Raw genomic sequence first — 20,652 nt, 5'->3', positions numbered from 1 at the left:
GTGGATTCCGGGACTTCAGTGAGTCAACAGCAGCGAAAGCCTTGGATTGTCGGGGTTTCGGGCGCTTCGGGCACCCCATTCGCCGCCGCCGTGCTGCGCGGTCTGCTGGCTGCGGGGGAGAGCGTCGATCTGGTGGTGAGCCGCGCCTCGCGGCTGACCCTGCTGGACGAGACCGGGATCGCGTTCCGCGACGGGCACTGGCGGGAGGACCTGGCCGGCTGGCTGGCGCGAGGGGCGGACGGGAAGCCGCACACCTTCGACGTGGACGTGTCCGGCGTACGGCACTGGCCGGCCGGCGATCTGGCCGCGGGGCCGTCCTCGGGGTCGTACCCCGCGAAGGGGATGCTGATCGTGCCCGCGTCGACGGCCTGCGTGGCCGGGGTGGCGCTGGGTCTCTCGAAGGACCTGCTGCAACGGGCCGCGAGCGTGACGCTCAAGGAGCGGCGGACGCTGGTCGTCGCGGTGCGCGAGACGCCGCTGAACGGCCAGACGCTGCGGCACATGGTGGCCCTGGACGAGGCGGGCGCGGTCGTGCTGCCCGCCTCTCCGGCGTTCTACGCGGGTGCCACGCACATCCAGGATCTGGTGGACTTCGTCGCGGGGCGGGTGCTGGACGCGGCAGGGGTGCCGCACCTGCTGTACCGCCGCTGGGAGGGAGAGCTCGGTGGCGGCTCTCGCGGCTGACCCGGCCGGGGTCAGCGCTTCTTGGGGGTGCGCGGGTTGCGGGTCCTGTCGACCCGGTGGGCCGCGGCGGGCTGGTGGGCACGCGAGCGGTTGGCCAGGTCCTGCAGCTCGCGCATCCGGGCGTAGGCCATCTCGATCGTGTACACGGTGTATCCACTCCTGAAGATTCGAAAGCATTTTTAGGAAGTTCGGAAAGATTTGCAGGCCGTGAAGCCTGCATGCCTTAGATTCTACACGTAGACTCGCGAAACTGCTGAACAATGGAAGGTTTCAGTCACATGGACGCGGTGGACAGGCAGCTCATTCAGGCCCTCAGGGAGAACGGCAGGGCCTCGTACGCCGAGCTGGGGCGGCTCGTGGGGCTCTCCGGGCCCAGCGTCACCGACCGCATCAACCGGCTGGAAACCGCCGGTGTCATCACCGGTTACCGCGCCACCGTCGACGCCGCCTCGCTCGGGCTCGGGGTCACCGCCCTGATCGGCATCTCGCTCTCGGACGCCGCCGACCACGAGGACGTGGCGCACCGGCTGAAGGACCTCGCGGAGATCGAGGACGCCTGGTTCATCGCGGGCGACGACTCCTACATGCTCAAGGTCCGGGTCGGCGACGTGGACGGCCTGGAGAAGACCATCCGCCGCCTCAGCGGCACCAAGGGTGTCTCCCGTACGCGTACGACGATCGTGCTCTCCACCAAGTGGGAGAACCGGGTCGGAGACCTTCCCGAAGAGGGCTAGGGCGTGCTTCGAAAGGAGCGCCGTCCGCCCGGAGGGCGGGTCCGGCGGCGTCCGGTGCGTGCGATCGCAAGGCGGAGGGTCGCCCCGATACTGGGTGTATCGGGGTGATCCCGACAACGCGGCGAGCAGGGGGAGGCCCCATTCGCCATGCCTCAATCCTCCGCCTTGCAACCGCACGCACCGGACCCCGCTCCCCGACCCGCCGTGATCCGAACGGGAGACCCTAGGCGTACGGTGAGCTGAGTCTGTTACGAAGAGGAAATGGGAGGCGCCCTAGTGGACGCGGGACTCAAGCGCGAGCTGGAGCAGAAGGTCCGGGACGGCGAGCGGCTGTCCCGCGAGGACGGGATCGCGCTCTACGAGTCCGACGATCTGGCCTGGCTGGGCGGGCTGGCCCATGAGGTGCGCACGCGCAAGAACGGCGACGTCGTTCACTTCAACGTCAACCGCCACCTCAACATGACCAACGTGTGCACCGCCTCGTGCGCGTACTGCTCCTTCCAGCGCAAGCCGGGGGAGAAGGACGCGTACACGATGCGCATCGAGGAGGCCGTCCGCCTCGCGAAGGCGATGGAGGGCGAGAGCCTCACCGAGCTGCACATCGTCAACGGGCTGCACCCCACCCTGCCGTGGCGCTACTACCCGCGTTCGCTGAGCGCGCTCAAGGAAGCGCTGCCGGAGGTCTCCCTCAAGGCGTTCACCGCCACCGAGATCCACCACTTCGAGACCATCTCCGGGCTGTCCGCCTCCGAGATCCTCGACGAGCTCATCGAGGCGGGTCTGGAGTCGCTGACCGGCGGCGGCGCGGAGATCTTCGACTGGGAGGTCCGTCAGCACATCGTCGACCACGCCACCCACTGGGAGGACTGGTCGCGCATCCACCGGCTCGCGCACGAGAAGGGTCTGAAGACCCCGGCGACGATGCTGTACGGGCACATCGAGGAGCCCCGTCACCGCGTCGACCACGTGCTGCGGCTGCGTGAGCTGCAGGACGAGACCGGCGGCTTCCAGGTCTTCATCCCGCTGCGCTACCAGCACGACTTCGTCGACATGAAGGACGGCAAGGTCCGCAACAAGCTCCAGGCGCGGACGACGATGGCGACCGGCGCGGAGGCGCTGAAGACCTTCGCGGTCTCGCGGCTGCTGTTCGACAACGTCCCGCACGTCAAGGTCTTCTGGGTGATGCACGGCGTGCAGACCGCTCAGCTCGCCCTCCAGCACGGCGCGGACGACATGGACGGCTCGGTCGTCGAGTACAAGATCACGCACGACGCGGACAACTACGGCACGCCGAACAAGCTCGGCCGTGAGGATCTGCTGGACCTGATCCGCGACGCCGGCTTCCGGCCCGTGGAGCGCAACACCCGGTACGAGATCATCCGCGAGTACCCGGGCCCGGACGCGGATCGGCGCGAGTCGCCGCAGCCGATGCGGGTCTGACCCGGCGCGCGCCCGCCGCGCGCGGTGCAGTACGAAAGCTCCGGCCGCCGTCCCCGGCCGGAGCTTTCTCGCGTTTCGGACGGTGTTTGAGCCGACGGAGCGGTAAGGGTTAATCTGCGCTTATGGCGCTTACGTTTGAGTTCGATCCCGCATTCGACCGCTCCGTCCGGGACGGGGTGGCCACACTCTGGGCCGACGTGTCCAACGCGGGTGGCGCGGTGGGCTTCGTGCCGCCCGTGACCGCCGACGACGTGCGCCCCGAGCTGGTCAAGCACCTCGTCGCCATGGCCGAGGGCCGCACCCGCCTCCTCGTCGGCTACGACGAGGAGGGCGCCGTCGCCGCCACGGCCTTCCTCGCCCACAACACGCACCGGCTGATGACGCACTGGCTCTGGATCTACACCGTCATGGTCCACCCCCGCCACCAGGGCCGCGGTTACGGCCGCGACCTGATGGCCGCGGCCGCGGACGCCGCGCGCACCATCGACGGCATCGAGGCGATCCGGCTCACCTGCCGCGGCGGCACAGGCGCCGACCGCTTCTACGGTGCCTGCGGATACAAGGAGGTCGGACGGGTTCCGGGCGCTATCCGGGTGGCCGAGGGCGACGACCGCGACGACGTCATCATGCTGCTGCCGCTCGGCTGAGGCGCCCCGTCGGCGCGTCCGGTGCCCGCTTTGCGCAGCCCTCCGAACTGATCGATTGTGGGGCATGCTTCACTGGACGGGCAGGACTGTCGCACGTAGAGAGAAGGCCAGCTGTGTCCGCTGCCAAGCCGAGCGCAACGATCCGGTACACCGCGATGCGTCTCAGCATCTTCGTCGGCTGCCTCGTCGTCGCCGCCGTCGCCGTCAACTTCGGGCTCATCCCCTCCGGCGCGGGAGGATCCAACGTCATCTGGGTCGTCCTGCTCGCGCTGGTGCTCTCCGCGCCGCTCAGCTACGTACTCCTGCGCAAGCAGCGCGACGAGATGTCCGAGCAGATCGTGTCCTCGGTCGACCGCGCCAAGGCCCGTCTCGAGTCGAACCGCACGCGCGAGGACAGCGTCACCCAGTGATGATGGCGTGAGGGCAGGGTAAGGAACTTGTAAGCTTCCTCACACCCACCCCCTTTCTCTTCGAAACCCCGGCACCGGAGCGAGCGCTCCTGTACTGGGGTTTTCGCGTTCCCAGGGGCGTAGCGTGCGGGAACGCGGACCGTCGGCCGCCCCGGAAGCCCAAAGAACACCTTTGAGGTTCTCAAAGTTCAAGTGTTAACGTGTTCGGCATGAAGACAGCTGTGCGCCTCCGACCTGCCACGAGCATCCCGCTCGTGGAGCGCCTTCATGTCGATCTCTGCCGCTGTATGTCCGCGGTCTGTTGCCGCAACGTCTGATACCGGCATCATGCAGCGGCGCCGTCCCTGACACGGGCGCCGCACCCCCGTCCCCCGCACACCGTCCCCGTGCGTCCCGATGCGTCACATCTGGAGTGTGTCCGTGTCCGCGAACCCCGCGTCCACCACCACCGATGAGCCCTCCGGCTCCGGTTTCCGCATACCCAAGGTCCCGTTCTGGGCCCAGATCGTCGCCGGCCTCGTGCTCGGCGTACTCCTCGGCTGGCTCGCCCGCAGCCAGGACATCGGCTGGCTCTACACCACGCTCGACAAGGTCGGCCACATCTTCGTCCAGCTGCTGAAGCTGGCCGTCGCGCCCCTCGTCTTCTTCGCGATCCTGGTGTCGATCACCAACCTGCGCAAGGTCAACAACGCCGCCAGGCTGGCCACCCGCACGCTGCTCTGGTTCATGATCACGTCGCTCATCTCGGTCGCCATCGGCCTCGCGATCGGCCTGATCACCAACCCGGGCTCCGGCACCGGCCTCACGCCGAAGGACGGCAAGCTCCCCGAGCACTCCGGCTCCTGGCTCGACTTCCTGACCGGCATCATCCCGGACAACGTGATCACGCCGTTCAGCGAGCTGAACGTCCTGCAGATCGTCTTCATGGCGGCCGTCGCCGGCATCGCCGCGCTTCAGCTCGGTGAGAAGGCCCAGCCGATCCTCACCCTCAGCGAGTCGGTCCTGGAACTCCTCCAGAAGGCCCTGTGGTGGGTCATCCGCCTCGCCCCCCTCGGCACCGTCGGCCTCATCGGCTACGCCATCGCCGACTACGGCTGGGACCTGATCGGCAAGTACGCCACGTTCACCGCCGACGTCTACATCGGCTGCGCCCTGGTCATGTTCGGCGTCTACCCGCTGCTGCTCGCCACCGTCGCCAAGGTCAGCCCGCTCCAGTTCTTCAAGGGCGCCTGGCCCGCGATCCAGCTGGCCTTCGTCTCCCGCTCCTCGGTCGGCACGATGCCGGTCACCCAGAAGGTCACCGAGCGCCTCGGCGTCCCGAAGGAGTACGCCTCCTTCGCGGTCCCGTTCGGTTCGACGACCAAGATGGACGGCTGCGCCGCGATCTACCCGGCGCTCGCCGCGATCTTCATCGCGCAGATCTTCGACGTGCAGCTGGGTGTCGGTGACTACATCCTCATCGCGTTCGTCTCGGTGATCGGTTCGGCGGCCACCGCCGGTCTGACCGGCGCCACGGTCATGCTGACCCTGACCCTGTCGACGCTGGGCCTCCCGCTGGAGGGCGTCGGCCTGCTGATGGCCATCGACCCGATCCTGGACATGATGAGGACGGCGACGAACGTCGCAGGTCAGGCGCTCGTCCCGGTGATCGTCGCGGCCCGCGAGAAGATCCTCGACCACGACCTGTACAACTCGGCCTCGGCCTCCCCGGTCGACGACGAGGTGCCGGCGACCGAGCCGGAGCGCGTGCCGGTCGCCGCGTAACCCCACGCACGATCCTCCGGAGCGCCCCCGGTCCCACTGGACCGGGGGCGCTCCGTTGCGTGGCGGGGGCCGTCAGGGCTGCTGGAAGACGACCTCGGGGTTGCCCGGTGTGGGGCCGTCCAGCAGGGGCTGAGGCCGGTCCCGCAGATGCCGGTCGAGGAAGGCCGCCACGTAGTCACGGGTGATCCGCGTCGACCGGCCGGCGGAGAGGGGGGCCTCCGGGTCCACCGGCAGGCCGAGCTGTTCGGCGAGCTCCGGGTTGTCCGTGAAGGTGAAGTGCCCCGAGCCCTTGACGGTCAGCCAGCGCTTCCAGCCGTCCAGGTGCCGCCATCCCTCGTCCCAGGAACCGTCGAGGCTGCCGGGGTGGTGGCCCGCGTCGGTGCCGAGCATCAGGAACGGACGGTTCCCGATGCCCGAGCGGGGGACCGGCTCGAAGAAGGTGCCGTCCATGTCGACCCCGGCGTCGAAGCGAGGATCGGCGAGCATCGCTGAGGCGGCCGCGCTGCCGCCTATGGAGTGGCCGGCCGCGGCGACCCTGTGCCGGTCGATCATGCGGGCGCTCTTCCAGACCGGGTGGGTGCCGGTCAGCCGGTCGAGCACGAAGGAGAGGTCGGCGGCCCGTCCGGTGGAGACGGTCCTCAGCACCTCCCGTTCGGCCTCCTCGTCCGGTGCCGCCTCGGCCGCGTCGCAGGCCGCGCACGTGAGGACCCGTCCGCCGGGGAACGTCGTTCCGGTGGACTCGTAGGCGTGATCGACGCTCGCCACGACATAGCCGCGGCTCGCCAGGTCCTCCGCGAGGGAGGTCAGGGTGGCGCGGGGCATGCCGAAGCCGGGGGAGAGCAGCACGAGGGGGAACCGGCCTCGGGCGGCGGGAGCGCCCGCAAGGGCGTGGGTGGAGGTGGAGCTGACGACGGAGGCGGGCACGACCCCGTCCAGTCCGCGCCCCGCCAGCATCAGCCGGGCCTCTTCGACGCTCATGTACGGGGCGGCGGCGCGACCGCCCGCGGCACGGGCCGGGTAGTGGACGGACACCATCAGTTCACGGTCCCCGGCCTCGGGCACCCAGGGGTCGGTGCGTGCGTGGTCGGTGAGGTGCAGGACCTCGGCGCCGACGGCGTACGGGCCGGTCGGGCGGGGCAGTTCGAGCGTGACGGCGGCTGAGGCCGGCGGTGCCGGTGCCGGTCTCGTTAAGGCCTGGGCGGTGGCGGCGGGTGCGGACAGCAGGAGTGCGGCGGAGAGGAAGGCGACGGCCGTCCGGCTGCGGAGTCTGGTGGTCATGCCGGGACACTAGGCGGCGGTACGGGTCGAAGGCATCGGACCCTGGGTCGACCCCCGGGTGGGACCACGGTCGTACACGGGTCATCCCACAGGGGGGCACACCGGTGGACGGCTACCGGCCATCGTGGCCGGGCCGCTCCCGTTGCGTACGACGGTGAGGCGGTCCGCGCCGTACGCTTACCGAGGAGTAGGGCATCGGGGGCGGGAGGAAGTCGACGTGGGTGCTGTGAAGAGCAAACGGATGCCGCGCGCGGTGCGTGAGCAGCAGATGATGGATGCCGCGGTGCGGATCTTCGGGCAGCGCGGGTTCCGTGCCGCCTCGATGGACGAGATCGCCGAGTTGGCCGGGGTTTCCAAGCCGTTGGTCTATCTCTATCTGAATTCCAAGGACGAGCTCTTCTCCGCCTGTATCGGGCGCGAGGCGAAGGCGCTGGTCGAAGCGGTGCAGGCGGGCGTGGAGCCGGGGTTGCCGGCGGACCGGCAACTCTGGGAGGGGCTGCGGGCGTTCTTCACGCACACCGCGGAAAACCCCGACGGCTGGGCGGTGTTGTACCGGCAGGCGCGGACCCACGGGGAGCCGTTCGCCGGTGAGGTGAACGTGATGCGCGAGGAGATCGTTGCGTTCGTGACGGGTCTGATCGGGGCCGCCGCACGCCAGGCACACCGTGATCCGGCGTTCGCGGACCGGGACGTGGCGGGGCTGGCGCAGGCGTTGGTGGGCGCGGCGGAGTCGCTCGCCGGCTGGGCGAACGAGACTCCGGGTGTCTCGGCGAAGGAGGCCGCGGCCACCTTGATGAACTTCTCCTGGGCCGGTCTGGAGAACCTCATGAACGGCCGTCCCTGGCAGCCTCCGGGGCAGTCCGCGCCGTCGTCCCGGTGAGGTGGACGCGGTCGCCGTCGCCGCGCAGCAGGAACGCGACGCCGTCCGAGGCGTAGGTGACGGTGCCGGGCAGCAGGACGGGGGCCCTGAAGTCGGCCCGTACCGAGCGGATCAGGTGCGGTTGCGGGGCTTCGGCGAGGCAGCGGGCGACGGTCCACATGCCGTGGGCGATGGCGCGGGGGAAGCCGAACAGCCGGGCGGTCAGCGGGTACAGGTGGATCGGGTTGCGGTCGCCCGACGCGGCTCCGTAGCGGCGTCCGAGGTCGGCGGGCAGCCGCCACTCGGTGACGGCGGGGAGCGGGGGTCCGTCGGCGGCGGGAGCCGGGGCCGTACCCGCACCGGGACGCGTCGCATGGCGGGAGAGGTAGCCGCTGCGGGACTCCCAGACCAGCTCGCCGGCGAGCCTGGCCTCCGTGACCACGGTGACCTCGGTGCCGCGCCGGTGGGGCGTCAACGCCTGCGCGTACACCGTGAGTTCGAGCGGGTCCGTGGGGTGCAGCGTCCTGTGTGCGGTGATCTCGATCCAGGTGTGGACGAGTCCGGTGACCGGTAGCGGGAAGCGGCGGCCGGTCATCAGCCGCATGGCGAGCGGGAAGGCCAGGACGTGCGGGTAGGTGACGGGGAGGGCGCCGGTCTCCGTGAAGCCGCAGAGGGCGCGGTACGCGGCCAGGGGACGGGGGGCGGCCGGTGCGGCCGGCAGGTGCGGGCGGTCGGCGGGGAGTGCGGCGCCCGGCCCGCCCGCCTTCTTGAACGGGGCGGTGAGGGCGCCGCGTATGAGGGAGAGGGGCAGGCTCGGCATCCGCGTCACGCTCCCAGCAGGCTCTGGCCGCAGACCCGGACGACCTGGCCGTTGACGGCGCTGGAGGCGGGCTGGGCGAACCAGGCGGTCGTCTCGGCGACGTCGACGGGGAGGCCGCCCTGCGAGAGGGAGTTCATCCGGCGGCCGGCCTCCCTGATGAGGAGCGGGACGGCGGCGGTCATCTTCGTCTCGATGAAGCCGGGGGCCACCGCGTTGACGGTCACGCCGTGGTCGGCGGCGGCGCGCGGGGCGAGCGAGCGGACCAGTCCGATGATGCCCGCCTTGCTGGCCGCGTAGTTCGTCTGGCCGTTGTTGCCCGCGATGCCGGCGATGGAGGCGGTGGCGACGATCCGGCCGCCGTGGTTGACGGTGCCGGCCTTGAGCAGGGCGTCGGTGGTGCGCAGGACGCTGTCGAGGTTGACGTCGATGACCGAGGCCCAGCGGTCGGCGGGCATGTTGGCGAGGCGTCGGTCGCGGGTGATGCCGGCGTTGTGGACGAGGATGTCGAGGCCGTCCGGGGCGGCGGCGGCGATGCGTTCGGCGGCGTCGTCCGCGGTGATGTCCAGCGGGAGGGCGGTGGCGCCGAGCCGGTCGGCGGTGCGGACCAGGTCCTCCTGGGCCTGCGGGATGTCCAGGCAGATGACGTGGGCACCGTCCCGCGCGAGTACGGAGGCGACCGAGGCGCCGATGCCCCGGGCGGCGCCGGTGACCAGTGCGGTGCGGCCGGTGAGCGGGGCGACCCAGTCGGCGAGGGGGTCGGGGACCGCGTCGGTCAGCTCGATGACCTGGCCGCTGATGTAGGCGGACCGGGGCGAGAGCAGGAACCGCAGGGTGGACTCGGCACCGGCGACCGCTCCGGGTGCGATGCGCACCAGCTGGGCCGTGGCGCCCCTGCCGATCTCCTTGCCCAGGGAGCGTACGAACCCTTCGAGGGCCTGCTGGGCGGCGGCCTGGTGGTGGTCGTCCGGGGACGGGTGCGTGCCGATGACGACGATGCGGCCGCCCGTCGCGAGCGAGCGGACGACGGGGTGCAGCGCGGCGTGTACGGCTCCGAGGCCGGCGGCGGTGTCGACGGCCGTCGCGTCCAGGACGATTCCGGCCGGCCGGTCGGCGCGGGCCACGACCTCGGGTCCGCATGCGGCGAGGACGGTGCCGAGTGCGTCCGTGACGGTGGAGTCCCCGGCCGTGAGGTGGATGACCGGGCCGGGCAGCGTCGGGGTCTCCAGCGTCCAGCGGCGCAGTCGGGCGGGCTGGGGAAGGCCGATCCTCCGGGTCAGAAATCGGCCGGTTGCTGTGCCGGTGAGGTGCAGATAGCGGTCGGCCATTGTCCAGACTCCCTGCTCGGTCGTAGATTTACTCTGGAGTAAGGTTACTCAAGAGTCAGGAGTTGGTCGAGATGAGTTGGTCGAGTTGATGCCCAGAGCGCCCCTCGCACTCCCGCGGCCCCGCAGGGTCGCGGTCATCGGCGGCAGTCGCATCCCGTTCGCGCGCTCCGACGGGCCGTACGCACAGGCCTCCAACCAGCAGATGCTCACCGCCGCGCTGGACGGTCTGGTCGAGCGGTTCGGACTCCGGGGGCAGCAGGTCGGCGAGTTCGCCGCGGGTGCGGTCCTCAAGCACAGCCGGGACTTCAACCTGGCCAGGGAGACCGTGCTCGGTTCACGGCTCGACCCGCGTACCCCCGCGTACGACATCCAGCAGGCGTGCGGCACCGGTCTCCAGGCGGTGATCGCCGCCGCCAACAAGATCATGCTCGGGGCCATCGACTCCGCGATCGCGGGCGGCGCCGACACCACGAGCGACGCGCCGCTCGGCGTCAACGACGAACTGCGCAGGCTGCTGCTGTCGGCCCGGCGCGCGAAGTCGACGGGAGGCAGGGCGAAGGCCCTCGCGGGGGTACGTCCCCGGCACCTCGTCCCGGACATCCCGCGCAACGCCGAACCGCGCACCGGTCTCTCGATGGGCGACCACGCGGCCGTCACCGCCCGGCAGTGGGACATCGGCCGCGCGGAGCAGGACCTCCTCGCCGCCACCAGCCACCAGCGGCTCGCCGCCGCGTACGACCGGGGCTTCCTGGACGACCTCGTCGTCCCGTACCTCGGCCTGGAACGTGACCAGAACCTGCGCCCCGGCTCCACGGTGGAGAAACTCGCCACGCTGAAGCCGGTGTTCGGCGCGGACCACCCGGACGCGACGATGACCGCGGGGAACTCGACGCCCCTCACCGACGGCGCCGCGACCGTACTGCTGGCGAGCGAGGAGTGGGCCGAGCGGCACGGTCTGGAGCCGCAGGCATACCTCTCCCTGTACGAAACGGCCGCGGTCGACTACGTGGGCGGGGAGGACGGGCTGCTGATGGCGCCCGCGTACGCCGTGCCGCGGATGCTGGAGCGAGCCGGGCTGGGCGTCGGGGACTTCGACCTCTTCGAGGTCCACGAGGCCTTCGCCTCCCAGGTGCTGGCCACGCTGGCGGCCTGGGAGAAGCAGGGGCTCGCGCCCGTGGACCGGGACAGGCTCAACGTGGCCGGCTCCTCCCTCGCGACCGGGCACCCTTTCGCGGCGACGGGCGCGAGGATCGTCGCGACCCTCGCGAAGCTCCTCGCGGAGCGCGACGCCCCGGGCCGCGGGCTGATCTCGATCTGCGCGGCGGGCGGCCAGGGGGTCACGGCGATCCTCGAACGCGTGTGAGCCGCCCGGCCCAGGACGACCCGGCCGCAGGCGGCCGGACCAGGTGAACCGCCCGACCCGATGCTGAGGAGCCGCACGTGTCCACGCCACCCGCCCCTTCCCCCGCACCCTCCGCCCCCGTCCTGGTCGAGCCGACGAAGGTCAGGGCCGCCGACGGCAGCGTCCAGCAGGTCTCCGTACCGGCGTTCGCCCGGCCCGTGCGCCGCGGTTCGCTCGCCGAGATCCCGTTCGACAACGCCCGCGAGGCGCCCTCGGACGCCGTACTCAGCCGCAAGCAGCCGGACGGCGGCTGGCAGGACGTGACGGCGGCGGAGTTCGCGGCCGAGGTCCTCGCCGTCGCCAAGGGGCTGATCGCCGAGGGCCTGCGGGGCGGCGACCGCATCGCGATCATGGCGCGTACGACGTACGAGTGGACCCTGCTCGACTTCGCGTCCTGGGCCGCCGGTCTGATCACCGTCCCCATCTACCCGACCTCGTCCGCCTTCCAGGCCCGCTGGATACTCCAGGACTCGGGCGCGGTCGCCTGCGCCGTCGAGACGGCCGAGCAGGGCCGGATCATCAGCCAGGAACGCAAACAGCTCGGCGGCCTCACGCACCTCTGGCAGTTCGACACGGGCGCGCTGGGACGGCTGAGACAGCTCGGCAAGGACATCCCCGACGACGCCGTCGCCGCCCGCCGCGCCACCCTGGAACCGGAGACCCCGGCCACCCTCATCTACACCTCGGGCACCACGGGCCGCCCCAAGGGCTGCGTCCTGACGCACGGCAACTTCTTCGCCGAGGTCGACAACGCCATCGAGCTGCTGCACCCGGTCTTCAAGTCCGTCAGCAAGTACCCCGCGTCCACCCTGCTGTTCCTGCCGCTCTCGCACGTCTTCGGCCGGATGGTCGCGATCGGCTGCCTGCGCGCCCGGGTCCGCCTCGGCCATGCCCCGTCGATCAAGACCGAGGACCTGCTCGCCGATCTGGCCGGCTTCAAGCCGTCGTTCCTGCTGGCGATCCCGTACGTACTGGAGAAGGTCTACAACACCGGTCGGGCCACCGCCGAGAAGATGGGCCGCGCCTCGTCCTTCGACCGGGCCGCACGCATCGCCCAGCGCTACGGCCAGGCCGTCGAGGCGGCCGAGCACGGCACGGGCCCCGGGCCGGGCCTGGGCCTGCGCGCCGCCCGCGCGCTCTACGACCCGCTGGTCTACCGCCGCATCCGGGCCGCGCTCGGCGGCCACGTCCGGTACGCGATCTGCGGCGGCTCACCGCTGGGCCGCCGGCTCGCCGCCTTCTACGCGGGCGCCGGCATCGAGATCTTCGAGGGCTACGGCCTGACGGAGACCACGGCCGCCGCCACGGTCACCCCGCCCCTCAAACCGCGCCTGGGCACGGTCGGCTGGCCGATGCCGGGCACCGCCGTACGCCTCGCGCAGGACGGCGAGGTGCTGCTCAGCGGCGGCCAGGTGTTCCAGGGCTACTGGGACAGCGAACGCGGCGAGGCCGTCCCCGCCCTGGACGGCGGCTGGTTCGCCACCGGCGACCTGGGCGCGCTCGACGAGGACGGCTACCTCACGATCACCGGCCGCAAGAAGGACATCATCATCACGTCGGGCGGCAAGAACGTCACCCCGGCCCCGCTGGAGGACTGGCTGCGGGCCCACCCGCTGGTCAGCCAGTGCATGGTGGTCGGCGACAACCGCTCCTTCGTTACCGCCCTGATCACGCTGGAGCCGGACGGCCTGTCCCACTGGCGCCAGATGAAGAAGAAGCAGGGCGTCCCGATGCGGGAACTCGTCCACGACGAGGACCTGCGCGCCGCGCTCCAGCGGGCGGTGGACGAGGCCAACCGCCTGGTCTCGCGCGCGGAGTCGATCCGTAAGTTCACCGTCCTGACCGTGGACTTCACGGAGGACGGCGGGCATCTCACGCCGTCCCTGAAGCTGAAGCGGGACGCGATCGCGAGGGACTTCGAGGCGGAGATCGAGGAGTTGTACCGGAAGTAGCCGGGGGCGGTGCCCGGGGCGGGGAATCCGCATGACGGCCGACGCCCCGGCAGGGCACGTGGTGTTGCGGGGTGGGCAGGGCGGCTGCATGATCCCCCGATGGATGACAAACCGAGCACACTGCCCACTTCACTGCCGGCTCTGCGCGCGGCCGCGCGCGAAGCCGGCTTCACCCTGTCCTGCGAGGAGCGCACCGGCAACCTGCTGACGGTCCTCGCCGCCCAACGTCCCGGTGGCCGCGTCCTCGAACTCGGCACGGGTGTGGGCGAGGGCACCGCCTGGCTCCTCAGCGGGATGGACGACGCTTCTCACCTGGTCACGGTCGAACTCGACGAGACCGTGCAGGAAGTCGCCCGCGAGCAGCTGGGGTCCGATCCGCGGGTGACCTTCGTGGCCGGGGACGGCGGCGCATGGCTGCAGAGCTACGAGGGGGAGCCGTTCGACCTGCTGTTCGCGGACACCTGGCCCGGCAAGTTCACCCACCTGGAACGAGCCCTGCGACTCGTGGCCCCCGGCGGAACGTACCTGATCGACGACCTCGACCCGCAGCCCGGCTGGCCGGAAGGGCACGGCGCCTCGGTCGAGCGGCTCCTGGCCGATCTGGAGGGGCGAGAGGACTTCCGCACCGTCCGCATGGCCTGGGCGAGCGGGCTCCTCATGGCGGTGCGGTCAGCCCGGTCCTGAGAGCGATCCGGGAAGCAGCGGCCGACGGGCGATCGGCCACCCCTTGCCTGATGGAGCGTCAGGTACGACTATGACTCCGCTCGCGATATGACGTGCCGTCAGATTTGCGCAGGGCCATGCCAGGTCGTTTCAGGGGAAGGAGGCCGTTCGGTGCCGATACTGCCCGCCGGACCGCTGTCGTACGGGATGCAGCTCCCGATCCAGTCGCAGAGCGCCATCTACGCAGAGCCGTGGGAGGCCGGGGCGACCCCGGCCGACCTCGCCGAGATCGCCCGCACCGCGGACCGCGCCGGATTCACCTACCTGGCGAGCTGTGACCACGTCGCCATTCCGCGACGGCTCGCGGGGGCCATGAGCACCGTCTGGTACGACCCCGTCGCCACGCTCGCCTACCTCGCGGGGATCACCGAGCGCGTGCTGCTCATGAGCCATGTCGCCGTCGTCGGGCTGCGGCATCCGCTGGCCCTTGCCAAGCAGTACGCGACCCTCGACCACCTCAGCGGCGGCCGGCTGATCCTCGGGGTCGGGGCCGGGCACGTGCGCGAGGAGTTCGACGCGCTCGGGGCGGACTTCGACGGGCGGGGCGGCGTGCTCGACGAGAGCATCGACGCGCTCAAGGCCGCCCTCGGGCCCGAGGAGTATCCGGAGTTCGCGGGGGAGCGGTTCTCCTTCAGCGGGCTCGGGCAGCTGCCCCGGCCCGCCCAGGAGCGGGTGCCGGTCTGGGTGGGCGGTTCGTCGCCCGCGGCGGTGCGGCGGGCCGCCGTGCGCGGGGACGGCTGGCTGCCGCAGGGCGACCCGCGGGAGAAGCTGCCCGCGCAGATCGGGCGGCTGTACGCGCTCCGCGAGGCGGCGGGCGTCGCCGAGCCGATCGTCGTCGGCGCCATCACCGAGCCGCTGTACGTGGGGGAGCCGGGCTGGTCCGTGGGGCGGCGCACGCTCAGCGGGAAGCCGGAGGTCCTCGCGGAGTCGCTGCGGGAGTACGGCGCGATGGGGGTGCACCAGATCCAGGTGCGCTTCCGCAGTCGCGGAAGAAGTGAACTGACCGATCAGATGGCGGCGTTCGCCGCCGATGTCGCACCTCACCTCGGCAACCTCGACAGGTAGGAGTCAGGCCATGGGCAAGCTGGACGGGCGGGTCGTACTGATCAGCGGCGCGGCGCGCGGACAGGGCGAGCAGGAGGCGCGGCTCTTCGCCGCCGAGGGGGCGCGGGTGGTGATCGCCGATGTGCTCGACGAGCAGGGCGAGGCCCTCGCCAAGGAGCTGGGGGAGGATGTCGCGCTCTTCACGCACCTGGACGTGAGCCGGGAGGAGGACTGGCAAGCCGCCGTGACCGCCGCGAAGGGGGCTTTCGGGAAGATCGACGGGCTGGTCAACAACGCGGGCATCCTTCGCTTCAACGAGCTGGTGGCCACGCCGCTGGAGGAGTTCCAGCAGGTGGTGCAGGTGAACCAGGTGGGGGCTTTCCTGGGGATCAGGAACGTCGCACCCGAGATCGAGGCGGCCGGCGGCGGAACCGTCGTCAACACCTCCTCGTACACCGGGCTCACCGGCATGGCGTTCGTCGGGGCGTACGCGGCGACGAAGCACGCCGTGCTGGGGCTGACCAAGGTGGCGGCCGTGGAGCTGGCCGCGAAGGGCATCCGGGTCAACGCCATGTGCCCCGGGGCCGTGGACACCCCGATGACCAATCCGGCGGCGCTGGACCCGGACGCCGACCCGGAGGAGACGGCGGCTGCCGTGGGGGAGCTGTACAAGAAGCTCGTGCCGCTCGGGCGGATCGGCCGGCCCGAGGAGGTGGCGGCGCTCGCGCTCTTCCTGACCTCGGACGACTCCTCGTACATCACCGGTCAGCCGTTCGTCATCGACGGCGGGTGGCTGGCGGGGGTGAGCCTGTTCTGACCGGGGCGCCCCGCCCGTCGTAGCTGACGCGGCATCAGCTATTGACGGGTCGGGGTGTCGGTGGAACAGTCGGACGCATCAGAATCTGACGGTGTGTCAGAAACGATTGAGGACGGTGAACCCCCTTGGAATTCGGGCTCTTTGTACAGGGGTACGTGCCCGCCGCGCGGGCCAAGGCGGACCCCGGGGCAGAGCACAAGGCGCTGATCGAGGAGACCGAGTACGTCATCCAGGCGGACAAGTCCGGCTTCAAGTACGCCTGGGCCTCCGAGCACCACTTCCTGGAGGAGTACTCGCACCTGTCGGCCAACGACGTGTACCTGGGCTATCTCGCCCACGCCACGGACCGCATCCACCTCGGCTCCGGCATCTTCAACCCGCTCGCCCCGGTCAACCACCCGGTGAAGGTGGCCGAGAAGGTCGCCATGATGGATCACCTCTCCGAGGGGCGCTTCGAGTTCGGCTCCGGTCGCGGGGCGGGCACCCACGAGATCCTCGGGTTCATGCCGGGCATCACCGACATGAACCACACGAAGGAGCTCTGGGAGGAGACCATCGCCGAGTTCCCCAAGATGTGGCTCCAGGACGAGTACGTCGGCTTCCAGGGCAAGCACTGGTCCCTGCCGCCGCGCAAGATCCTGCCCAAGCCGTACGGGAAGTCGCACCCGGCGATGTGGTACGCGGCCGGCTCGCCGCCCTCGTACGCCATGGCGGGGAAGAAGGGGCTCGGGGTGCTGGGCTTCAGTGTGCAGAAGGTCTCCGACATGGAGTGGGTCGTCGAGTCCTACAAGAACGCGGTCAAGGACGCCGAGCCGGTCGGTGACTTCGTCAACGACAACGTCATGGTGACCTCGACGGCGATCTGCGCCGAGACCCACAAGAAGGCCGTCGAGATCGCGGTGGGCGGCGGGCTGAACTACCTCCAGTCGCTGCTGTTCCGCTACCACGACACGTTCCCCCGGCCGGAGGGCATCCCGGAGTGGCCGGAGCTGCTGCCGGAGTACTCCGAGGAGATCATCGAGCTCCTGATCGCCGAGGAGCTGATGATCTGCGGCGACCCGGACGAGGTGCTGACCCAGTGCCGGCGGTGGGAGCAGGCCGGGGCGGACCAGCTGAGCTTCGGGCTGCCGATCGGGATCAGTCCCGAGGACACGATCAACTCGATCAAGCTGATCGGCGAGCACGTGATCCCGAAGATCGACACGGACCCGGTGCACCGGACGACGCGGTTCCGCGACGCGGCGTAGGTCGCGGGGGCCGCTGCCCCCGTGCCCCCGCCCCTCGATGGCCCAAGGGGCTTGCTCCTGCCCGGCCGGGCCCGATCCGCGGGCGGCGTCTTCCCGGACCGCCGCTCCGCGAGCCGGGGTGCGTACCGCGGCCGTACGCACCCCGGCGCACCGGACCACCACGGAGACCAGACCACCACGGAGAAAGGAACCCCGTCATGCTCGACCACCTCATTCGCGGAGCGACCGTCGTGGACGGCACCGGCGGGCCCTCCTACCCCGCGGACGTCGGCATCCGGGACGGCCGCATCGCCGTCATCGCGGAGCCCGGCACCGTCGCCGAGGAGGCTGTGACCAGCGAGGACGCCACCGGCCTGGTCCTCGCGCCCGGCTTCGTCGACCCGCACACGCATTACGACGCGCAGCTCTTCTGGGACCCGTACGCCACCCCGTCGATGAACCACGGCGTCACCACCGTCGCCGGCGGCAACTGCGGGTTCACCCTCGCCCCGCTCCACCCGGACCGTCCCGAGGACGCCGACTACACCCGGCGCATGATGTCGCGGGTCGAGGGGATGGCGCTGAAGGCCCTGGAGGAGGGCGTCGACTGGAGCTGGTCCAGCTTCCGTGAGTACCTCGACGCACTCGACGGGCGCATCGCCGTGAACGCCGGTTTCATGGTCGGGCACTGCGCCCTGCGCCGCCACGTCATGGGCGCGGACGCGGTCGGTGGACGGCCCACGCCCGCCCAACTCGACGCCATGCTCGCGCTGTTCCACGACGCGATGGACGCGGGCGCGTGGGGTCTGTCCACCACCCAGTCCTCCACGCACTCCGACGGCGACGGACAGCCGGTCGCCTCCCGGCACGCACTGCCCGAGGAACTCCTCGCACTCTCCAGGGCCGTCGGCGAGCACGAGGGCACGCAGATCGAGGCGATCGTGGCCGGCTGCCTCGACCAGTTCTCGGACGACGAGATCGACCTGCTCGTCGACATGACGGCCGCCGCCGGGCGCCCGCTCAACTGGAACGTCCTGACCATCGACGCCGCCGTCCCCGAACGCGTACCGCGTCAGCTGATCCCCAGCGAACGGGCACGCCGCGCGGGCGGCCGGATCGTGGCGCTGACGATGCCGATCCTCACTCCGATGAACATGTCGCTCGGCACGTTCTGCGCCCTCAACCTGATCCCCGGCTGGGGCGACGTCCTCGCCCTCCCCGTACCCGAACGCATCGAGCGGCTCCGTGACGCGGACACCCGCGCCGAGATGCTGCGCCGCGCCGACAGCAGGGAGGCGGGCGTCTTCCGCCGCCTCGCGAACTTCGGCCGGTACGTCATCGGCGACACGTACAGCGAGGCGAACGAGGGCCTCAGCGGGCGGGTGGTCAAGGACATCGCCGCCGAGCGCGGAATGGACCCCTTCCACTGCCTCGTCGAGATCTGCGCGGCCGACGACCTGCGGACGGTCCTGTGGCCGATGCCCACCGACAACGACCCCGACTCGTGGGCGCTGCGGCAGCAAACCTGGGACCACGAGGACGTCATGCTCGGCGGCTCCGACGCGGGCGCCCACCTGGACCGGATGTGCGGCGCCCCGTACACGACCCGCTTCCTCGGCGACTGTCTGCGCGGCCGCCGGCTCATGCCGCTGGAACGGGCCGTCAAGATGCTGACCGACGACCCGGCCCGCCTCTTCGGGCTGCGTGACCGAGGACGCGTCGAGGAGGGCTTCCACGCCGACCTCGTGCTCTTCGACCCCGAACGCATCGACGCGGGCCCCGCCACCCTCGTCCACGACCTGCCCGGCGACAGCCCCCGGCTGGACTCCAAGGCGCTCGGCATCGTGTCGGTCCGCGTCAACGGGGTGGAGACCCTGCGCGAGGACAAGGTGACCGGCGCGGTCCCCGGCACGGTGCTGCGCTCCGGCCGCGACACCCGGACGGTGAGCACGGTATGAGCGAGCACGCTGCGAGCAGCACGCCCCAGCGCCTGTTCATCGGCGGCGAGTGGACCGAACCCGCCGACGGCCACTACGAGGTCATCGACCCGGCCACCGAGGAGGTTGTCGGCCTCGCCCCCGAGGCGAGCCGCGCCCAGGTGTACGAGGCGGCCGCCGCCGCCCGCGACGCCTTCGGCCCCTGGTCCCGCACCCGCCCCGAGGAACGCGCCGCGATCCTCGACCGCGCCGCCGGCCTGATGCAGCGTGACTTCACGGCCAACGCGGCCCTCGCCCAGGCGGAGAGCGGCGCCACCACCGGTACGGCCCGCGGGATGCAGGTCGCGGTCGGCGCGGCCCGCTTCCGGCGGTACGCGAAGGGGGCGCTGGAACCCGCCGAGGAGGCGGTGCCGCCGCAGATCAACGAGGCCGGGCCGATGGGCCGGGCCGGGATCTTCGGGGCGCTCGCCGTGCGCCAGCCGGTCGGCGTCGTCACCTGCATCACCTCGTACAACAACCCCTGGGCCAACCCGGCCGGCAAGATCGCCCCCGCGCTCGCGATGGGCAACACGGTCGTCGTGAAGCCGGCCCCGCAGGACCCGCTCTCCGTCTACCGGATGGCCGAGGCCCTCGCGGAGGCGGGCGTGCCGGCCGGTGTCGTCAACGTGGTCAGCGGTTCGGGCCCGGTCGTCGGCGAGGCCGCGGTCGACTCACCGGACGTCGACATGGTCAGCTTCACCGGTTCCACCTCCGTCGGGCAGCGCATCGCGGAGGTCTGCGGCCGTTCGATGAAGCGGCAGTTGATGGAGCTGGGCGGGAAGGGCGCCGCCGTCGTCCTCGACGACGCGGACCTGGACTCGGCGGTCGCGGGCATCGGGACGACGTTCTCGTTCTACAGCGGCCAGATCTGTACGGCTCCGACCCGCGTCCTGGTCCAGAGGGGCGTCCACGACGCGCTGATCGAGAAGCTCACCGCGTACGCCGGGTATCTGACGGTCGGCGATCCGAGGGCGAAGGGCACGGTCGTCGGCCCGGTCATCTCGGCGGCCCACCGCGACCGCGTCGAGGCGTACGTGGAGCTGGGCCGCAAGGAGGGGGCCCGCGTCGTCACTGGCGGCGAACGCCCCGACCCGACCGGCCGCGGCTTCTACGTCGCGCCCACGCTGCTGGCCGACTGCACGAACGACATGCGTGTGGTGCGGGAGGAGATCTTCGGCCCGGTCGTGGTGGTCGTCCCCTTCGACGACGAGGAGGAAGCCATCGCACTGGCCAACGACAGCGACTACGGACTGATCGACTACGTCTGGTCCGGCGACGTGGCCCGCGCCTTCCGCGTCGCCCGCCGGCTGCGCGCGGGCGGGGTCGGGGTGAACACCATCGGCCGCAACATGGAAGCCCCGTTCGGCGGGTTCAAGCGCAGCGGGGTCGGGCGGGACGTCGGTTCGTACGCGCTGCACGCGTACAGCGAACTCCAGGCGATCGTCTGGCCGGGCTGAGCCGGCCGGTCTGCCGGGCTGAGCCGACCGGCCCGCACGAGAGAGTCCGCTCGCCGCCTTCTGCGAGAGGGGTCGCCCTCCACGAGCGAGAGTA

Annotated in this window: 19 protein-coding genes; 15 read left to right on the top strand and 4 right to left on the bottom strand. The window is 71.1% G+C overall.

Annotated elements, in window-relative coordinates:
- The first annotated feature begins 18 nt into the window (after positions 1 to 18).
- A complete protein-coding gene (locus ACFYPA_RS27815) occupies positions 19 to 684 on the top strand; it encodes a UbiX family flavin prenyltransferase (RefSeq protein WP_359085798.1) in 666 nt (221 codons plus the stop codon).
- A gap of 11 nt (positions 685 to 695) precedes the next feature.
- On the opposite strand, the gene ACFYPA_RS27810 is transcribed toward ACFYPA_RS27815, so the two are convergent.
- Positions 696 to 830: a hypothetical protein gene (locus ACFYPA_RS27810; RefSeq protein ID WP_359085743.1), complete on the bottom strand. Its 135-nt coding sequence runs from the start codon at positions 828 to 830 to the stop codon at positions 696 to 698.
- 132 nt (positions 831 to 962) lie between these two features.
- On the opposite strand from ACFYPA_RS27810, the gene ACFYPA_RS27805 reads away from it, so the two are divergent.
- The 5 genes from ACFYPA_RS27805 to ACFYPA_RS27785 all read left to right on the top strand — a co-directional run bounded on the left by ACFYPA_RS27805 (position 963) and on the right by ACFYPA_RS27785 (position 5,679).
- Positions 963 to 1,418 carry an Lrp/AsnC family transcriptional regulator gene (locus tag ACFYPA_RS27805; RefSeq protein ID WP_148020139.1) on the top strand — a complete coding sequence of 152 codons (456 nt, stop codon included), beginning with the start codon at positions 963 to 965 and terminating at the stop codon, positions 1,416 to 1,418.
- A 276-nt stretch (positions 1,419 to 1,694) separates the two neighbouring features.
- On the top strand, positions 1,695 to 2,858 hold the full coding sequence (gene mqnE / locus ACFYPA_RS27800; protein WP_326740653.1) for an aminofutalosine synthase MqnE: 1,164 nt from the start codon (positions 1,695 to 1,697) through the stop codon (positions 2,856 to 2,858).
- A gap of 122 nt (positions 2,859 to 2,980) precedes the next feature.
- Positions 2,981 to 3,505, top strand: a complete 525-nt coding sequence (locus tag ACFYPA_RS27795) for a GNAT family N-acetyltransferase (RefSeq protein WP_359354095.1) — start codon at positions 2,981 to 2,983, stop codon at positions 3,503 to 3,505.
- 155 nt (positions 3,506 to 3,660) lie between these two features.
- A complete protein-coding gene (locus ACFYPA_RS27790) occupies positions 3,661 to 3,915 on the top strand; it encodes a DUF4229 domain-containing protein (RefSeq protein WP_359085745.1) in 255 nt (84 codons plus the stop codon).
- Positions 3,916 to 4,335: 420 nt separating this feature from the next.
- Positions 4,336 to 5,679 carry a dicarboxylate/amino acid:cation symporter gene (locus tag ACFYPA_RS27785; RefSeq protein ID WP_359085746.1) on the top strand — a complete coding sequence of 448 codons (1,344 nt, stop codon included), beginning with the start codon at positions 4,336 to 4,338 and terminating at the stop codon, positions 5,677 to 5,679.
- 72 nt (positions 5,680 to 5,751) lie between these two features.
- Here ACFYPA_RS27785 and ACFYPA_RS27780 read toward each other — a convergent pair whose 3' ends face one another.
- A complete protein-coding gene (locus tag ACFYPA_RS27780; protein ID WP_389134833.1) occupies positions 5,752 to 6,957 on the bottom strand; it encodes an alpha/beta hydrolase family protein in 1,206 nt (401 codons plus the stop codon).
- A gap of 241 nt (positions 6,958 to 7,198) precedes the next feature.
- On the opposite strand from ACFYPA_RS27780, the gene ACFYPA_RS27775 reads away from it, so the two are divergent.
- The gene (locus ACFYPA_RS27775; RefSeq protein WP_359085799.1) at positions 7,199 to 7,837 is read left to right on the top strand and encodes a TetR/AcrR family transcriptional regulator; all 639 of its coding nucleotides are present in this window, start codon (positions 7,199 to 7,201) and stop codon (positions 7,835 to 7,837) included.
- Here the strand turns inward: ACFYPA_RS27775 and ACFYPA_RS27770 are convergent.
- Entirely contained in the window at positions 7,782 to 8,636 is an 855-nt protein-coding gene (locus ACFYPA_RS27770; protein WP_389134831.1) for a MaoC/PaaZ C-terminal domain-containing protein, read from the bottom strand. The genes ACFYPA_RS27775 and ACFYPA_RS27770 overlap by 56 nt on opposite strands.
- Before the next feature lie 5 nt (positions 8,637 to 8,641).
- Positions 8,642 to 9,961 carry a 3-oxoacyl-ACP reductase gene (locus ACFYPA_RS27765; protein ID WP_389134828.1) on the bottom strand — a complete coding sequence of 440 codons (1,320 nt, stop codon included), beginning with the start codon at positions 9,959 to 9,961 and terminating at the stop codon, positions 8,642 to 8,644.
- 88 nt (positions 9,962 to 10,049) lie between these two features.
- On the opposite strand from ACFYPA_RS27765, the gene ACFYPA_RS27760 reads away from it, so the two are divergent.
- From ACFYPA_RS27760 to ACFYPA_RS27725, 8 genes are all read left to right on the top strand, one after another.
- Positions 10,050 to 11,324, top strand: a complete 1,275-nt coding sequence (locus ACFYPA_RS27760) for an acetyl-CoA C-acetyltransferase (protein WP_359085750.1) — start codon at positions 10,050 to 10,052, stop codon at positions 11,322 to 11,324.
- Positions 11,325 to 11,401: 77 nt separating this feature from the next.
- Positions 11,402 to 13,315: an AMP-dependent synthetase/ligase gene (locus tag ACFYPA_RS27755; RefSeq protein ID WP_359315378.1), complete on the top strand. Its 1,914-nt coding sequence runs from the start codon at positions 11,402 to 11,404 to the stop codon at positions 13,313 to 13,315.
- Between the two features lie 99 nt (positions 13,316 to 13,414).
- On the top strand, positions 13,415 to 13,999 hold the full coding sequence (locus ACFYPA_RS27750; RefSeq protein ID WP_359315376.1) for a class I SAM-dependent methyltransferase: 585 nt from the start codon (positions 13,415 to 13,417) through the stop codon (positions 13,997 to 13,999).
- A 150-nt stretch (positions 14,000 to 14,149) separates the two neighbouring features.
- Complete coding sequence (locus ACFYPA_RS27745; protein ID WP_389134824.1) at positions 14,150 to 15,103, top strand: TIGR03619 family F420-dependent LLM class oxidoreductase; 954 nt, start codon at positions 14,150 to 14,152, stop codon at positions 15,101 to 15,103.
- A 10-nt stretch (positions 15,104 to 15,113) separates the two neighbouring features.
- A complete protein-coding gene (locus tag ACFYPA_RS27740) occupies positions 15,114 to 15,899 on the top strand; it encodes a glucose 1-dehydrogenase (protein ID WP_359315371.1) in 786 nt (261 codons plus the stop codon).
- A gap of 125 nt (positions 15,900 to 16,024) precedes the next feature.
- Positions 16,025 to 17,146 (top strand): LLM class flavin-dependent oxidoreductase, encoded by a 1,122-nt coding sequence (locus ACFYPA_RS27735; RefSeq protein ID WP_359085755.1) that lies wholly within the window; start codon positions 16,025 to 16,027, stop codon positions 17,144 to 17,146.
- Positions 17,147 to 17,343: 197 nt separating this feature from the next.
- Positions 17,344 to 19,083, top strand: a complete 1,740-nt coding sequence (locus tag ACFYPA_RS27730; RefSeq protein ID WP_359315368.1) for a D-aminoacylase — start codon at positions 17,344 to 17,346, stop codon at positions 19,081 to 19,083.
- The gene (locus ACFYPA_RS27725) at positions 19,080 to 20,558 is read left to right on the top strand and encodes an aldehyde dehydrogenase family protein (protein ID WP_359085757.1); all 1,479 of its coding nucleotides are present in this window, start codon (positions 19,080 to 19,082) and stop codon (positions 20,556 to 20,558) included. Before ACFYPA_RS27730 ends, ACFYPA_RS27725 begins: the two co-directional genes overlap by 4 nt.
- Positions 20,559 to 20,652 lie beyond the last annotated feature (94 nt).

The sequence above is a fragment of the Streptomyces sp. NPDC005775 genome (assembly GCF_042871565.1).
Classification (GTDB): domain Bacteria; phylum Actinomycetota; class Actinomycetes; order Streptomycetales; family Streptomycetaceae; genus Streptomyces.
This window is presented reverse-complemented; position numbering and strand designations above follow the sequence as displayed.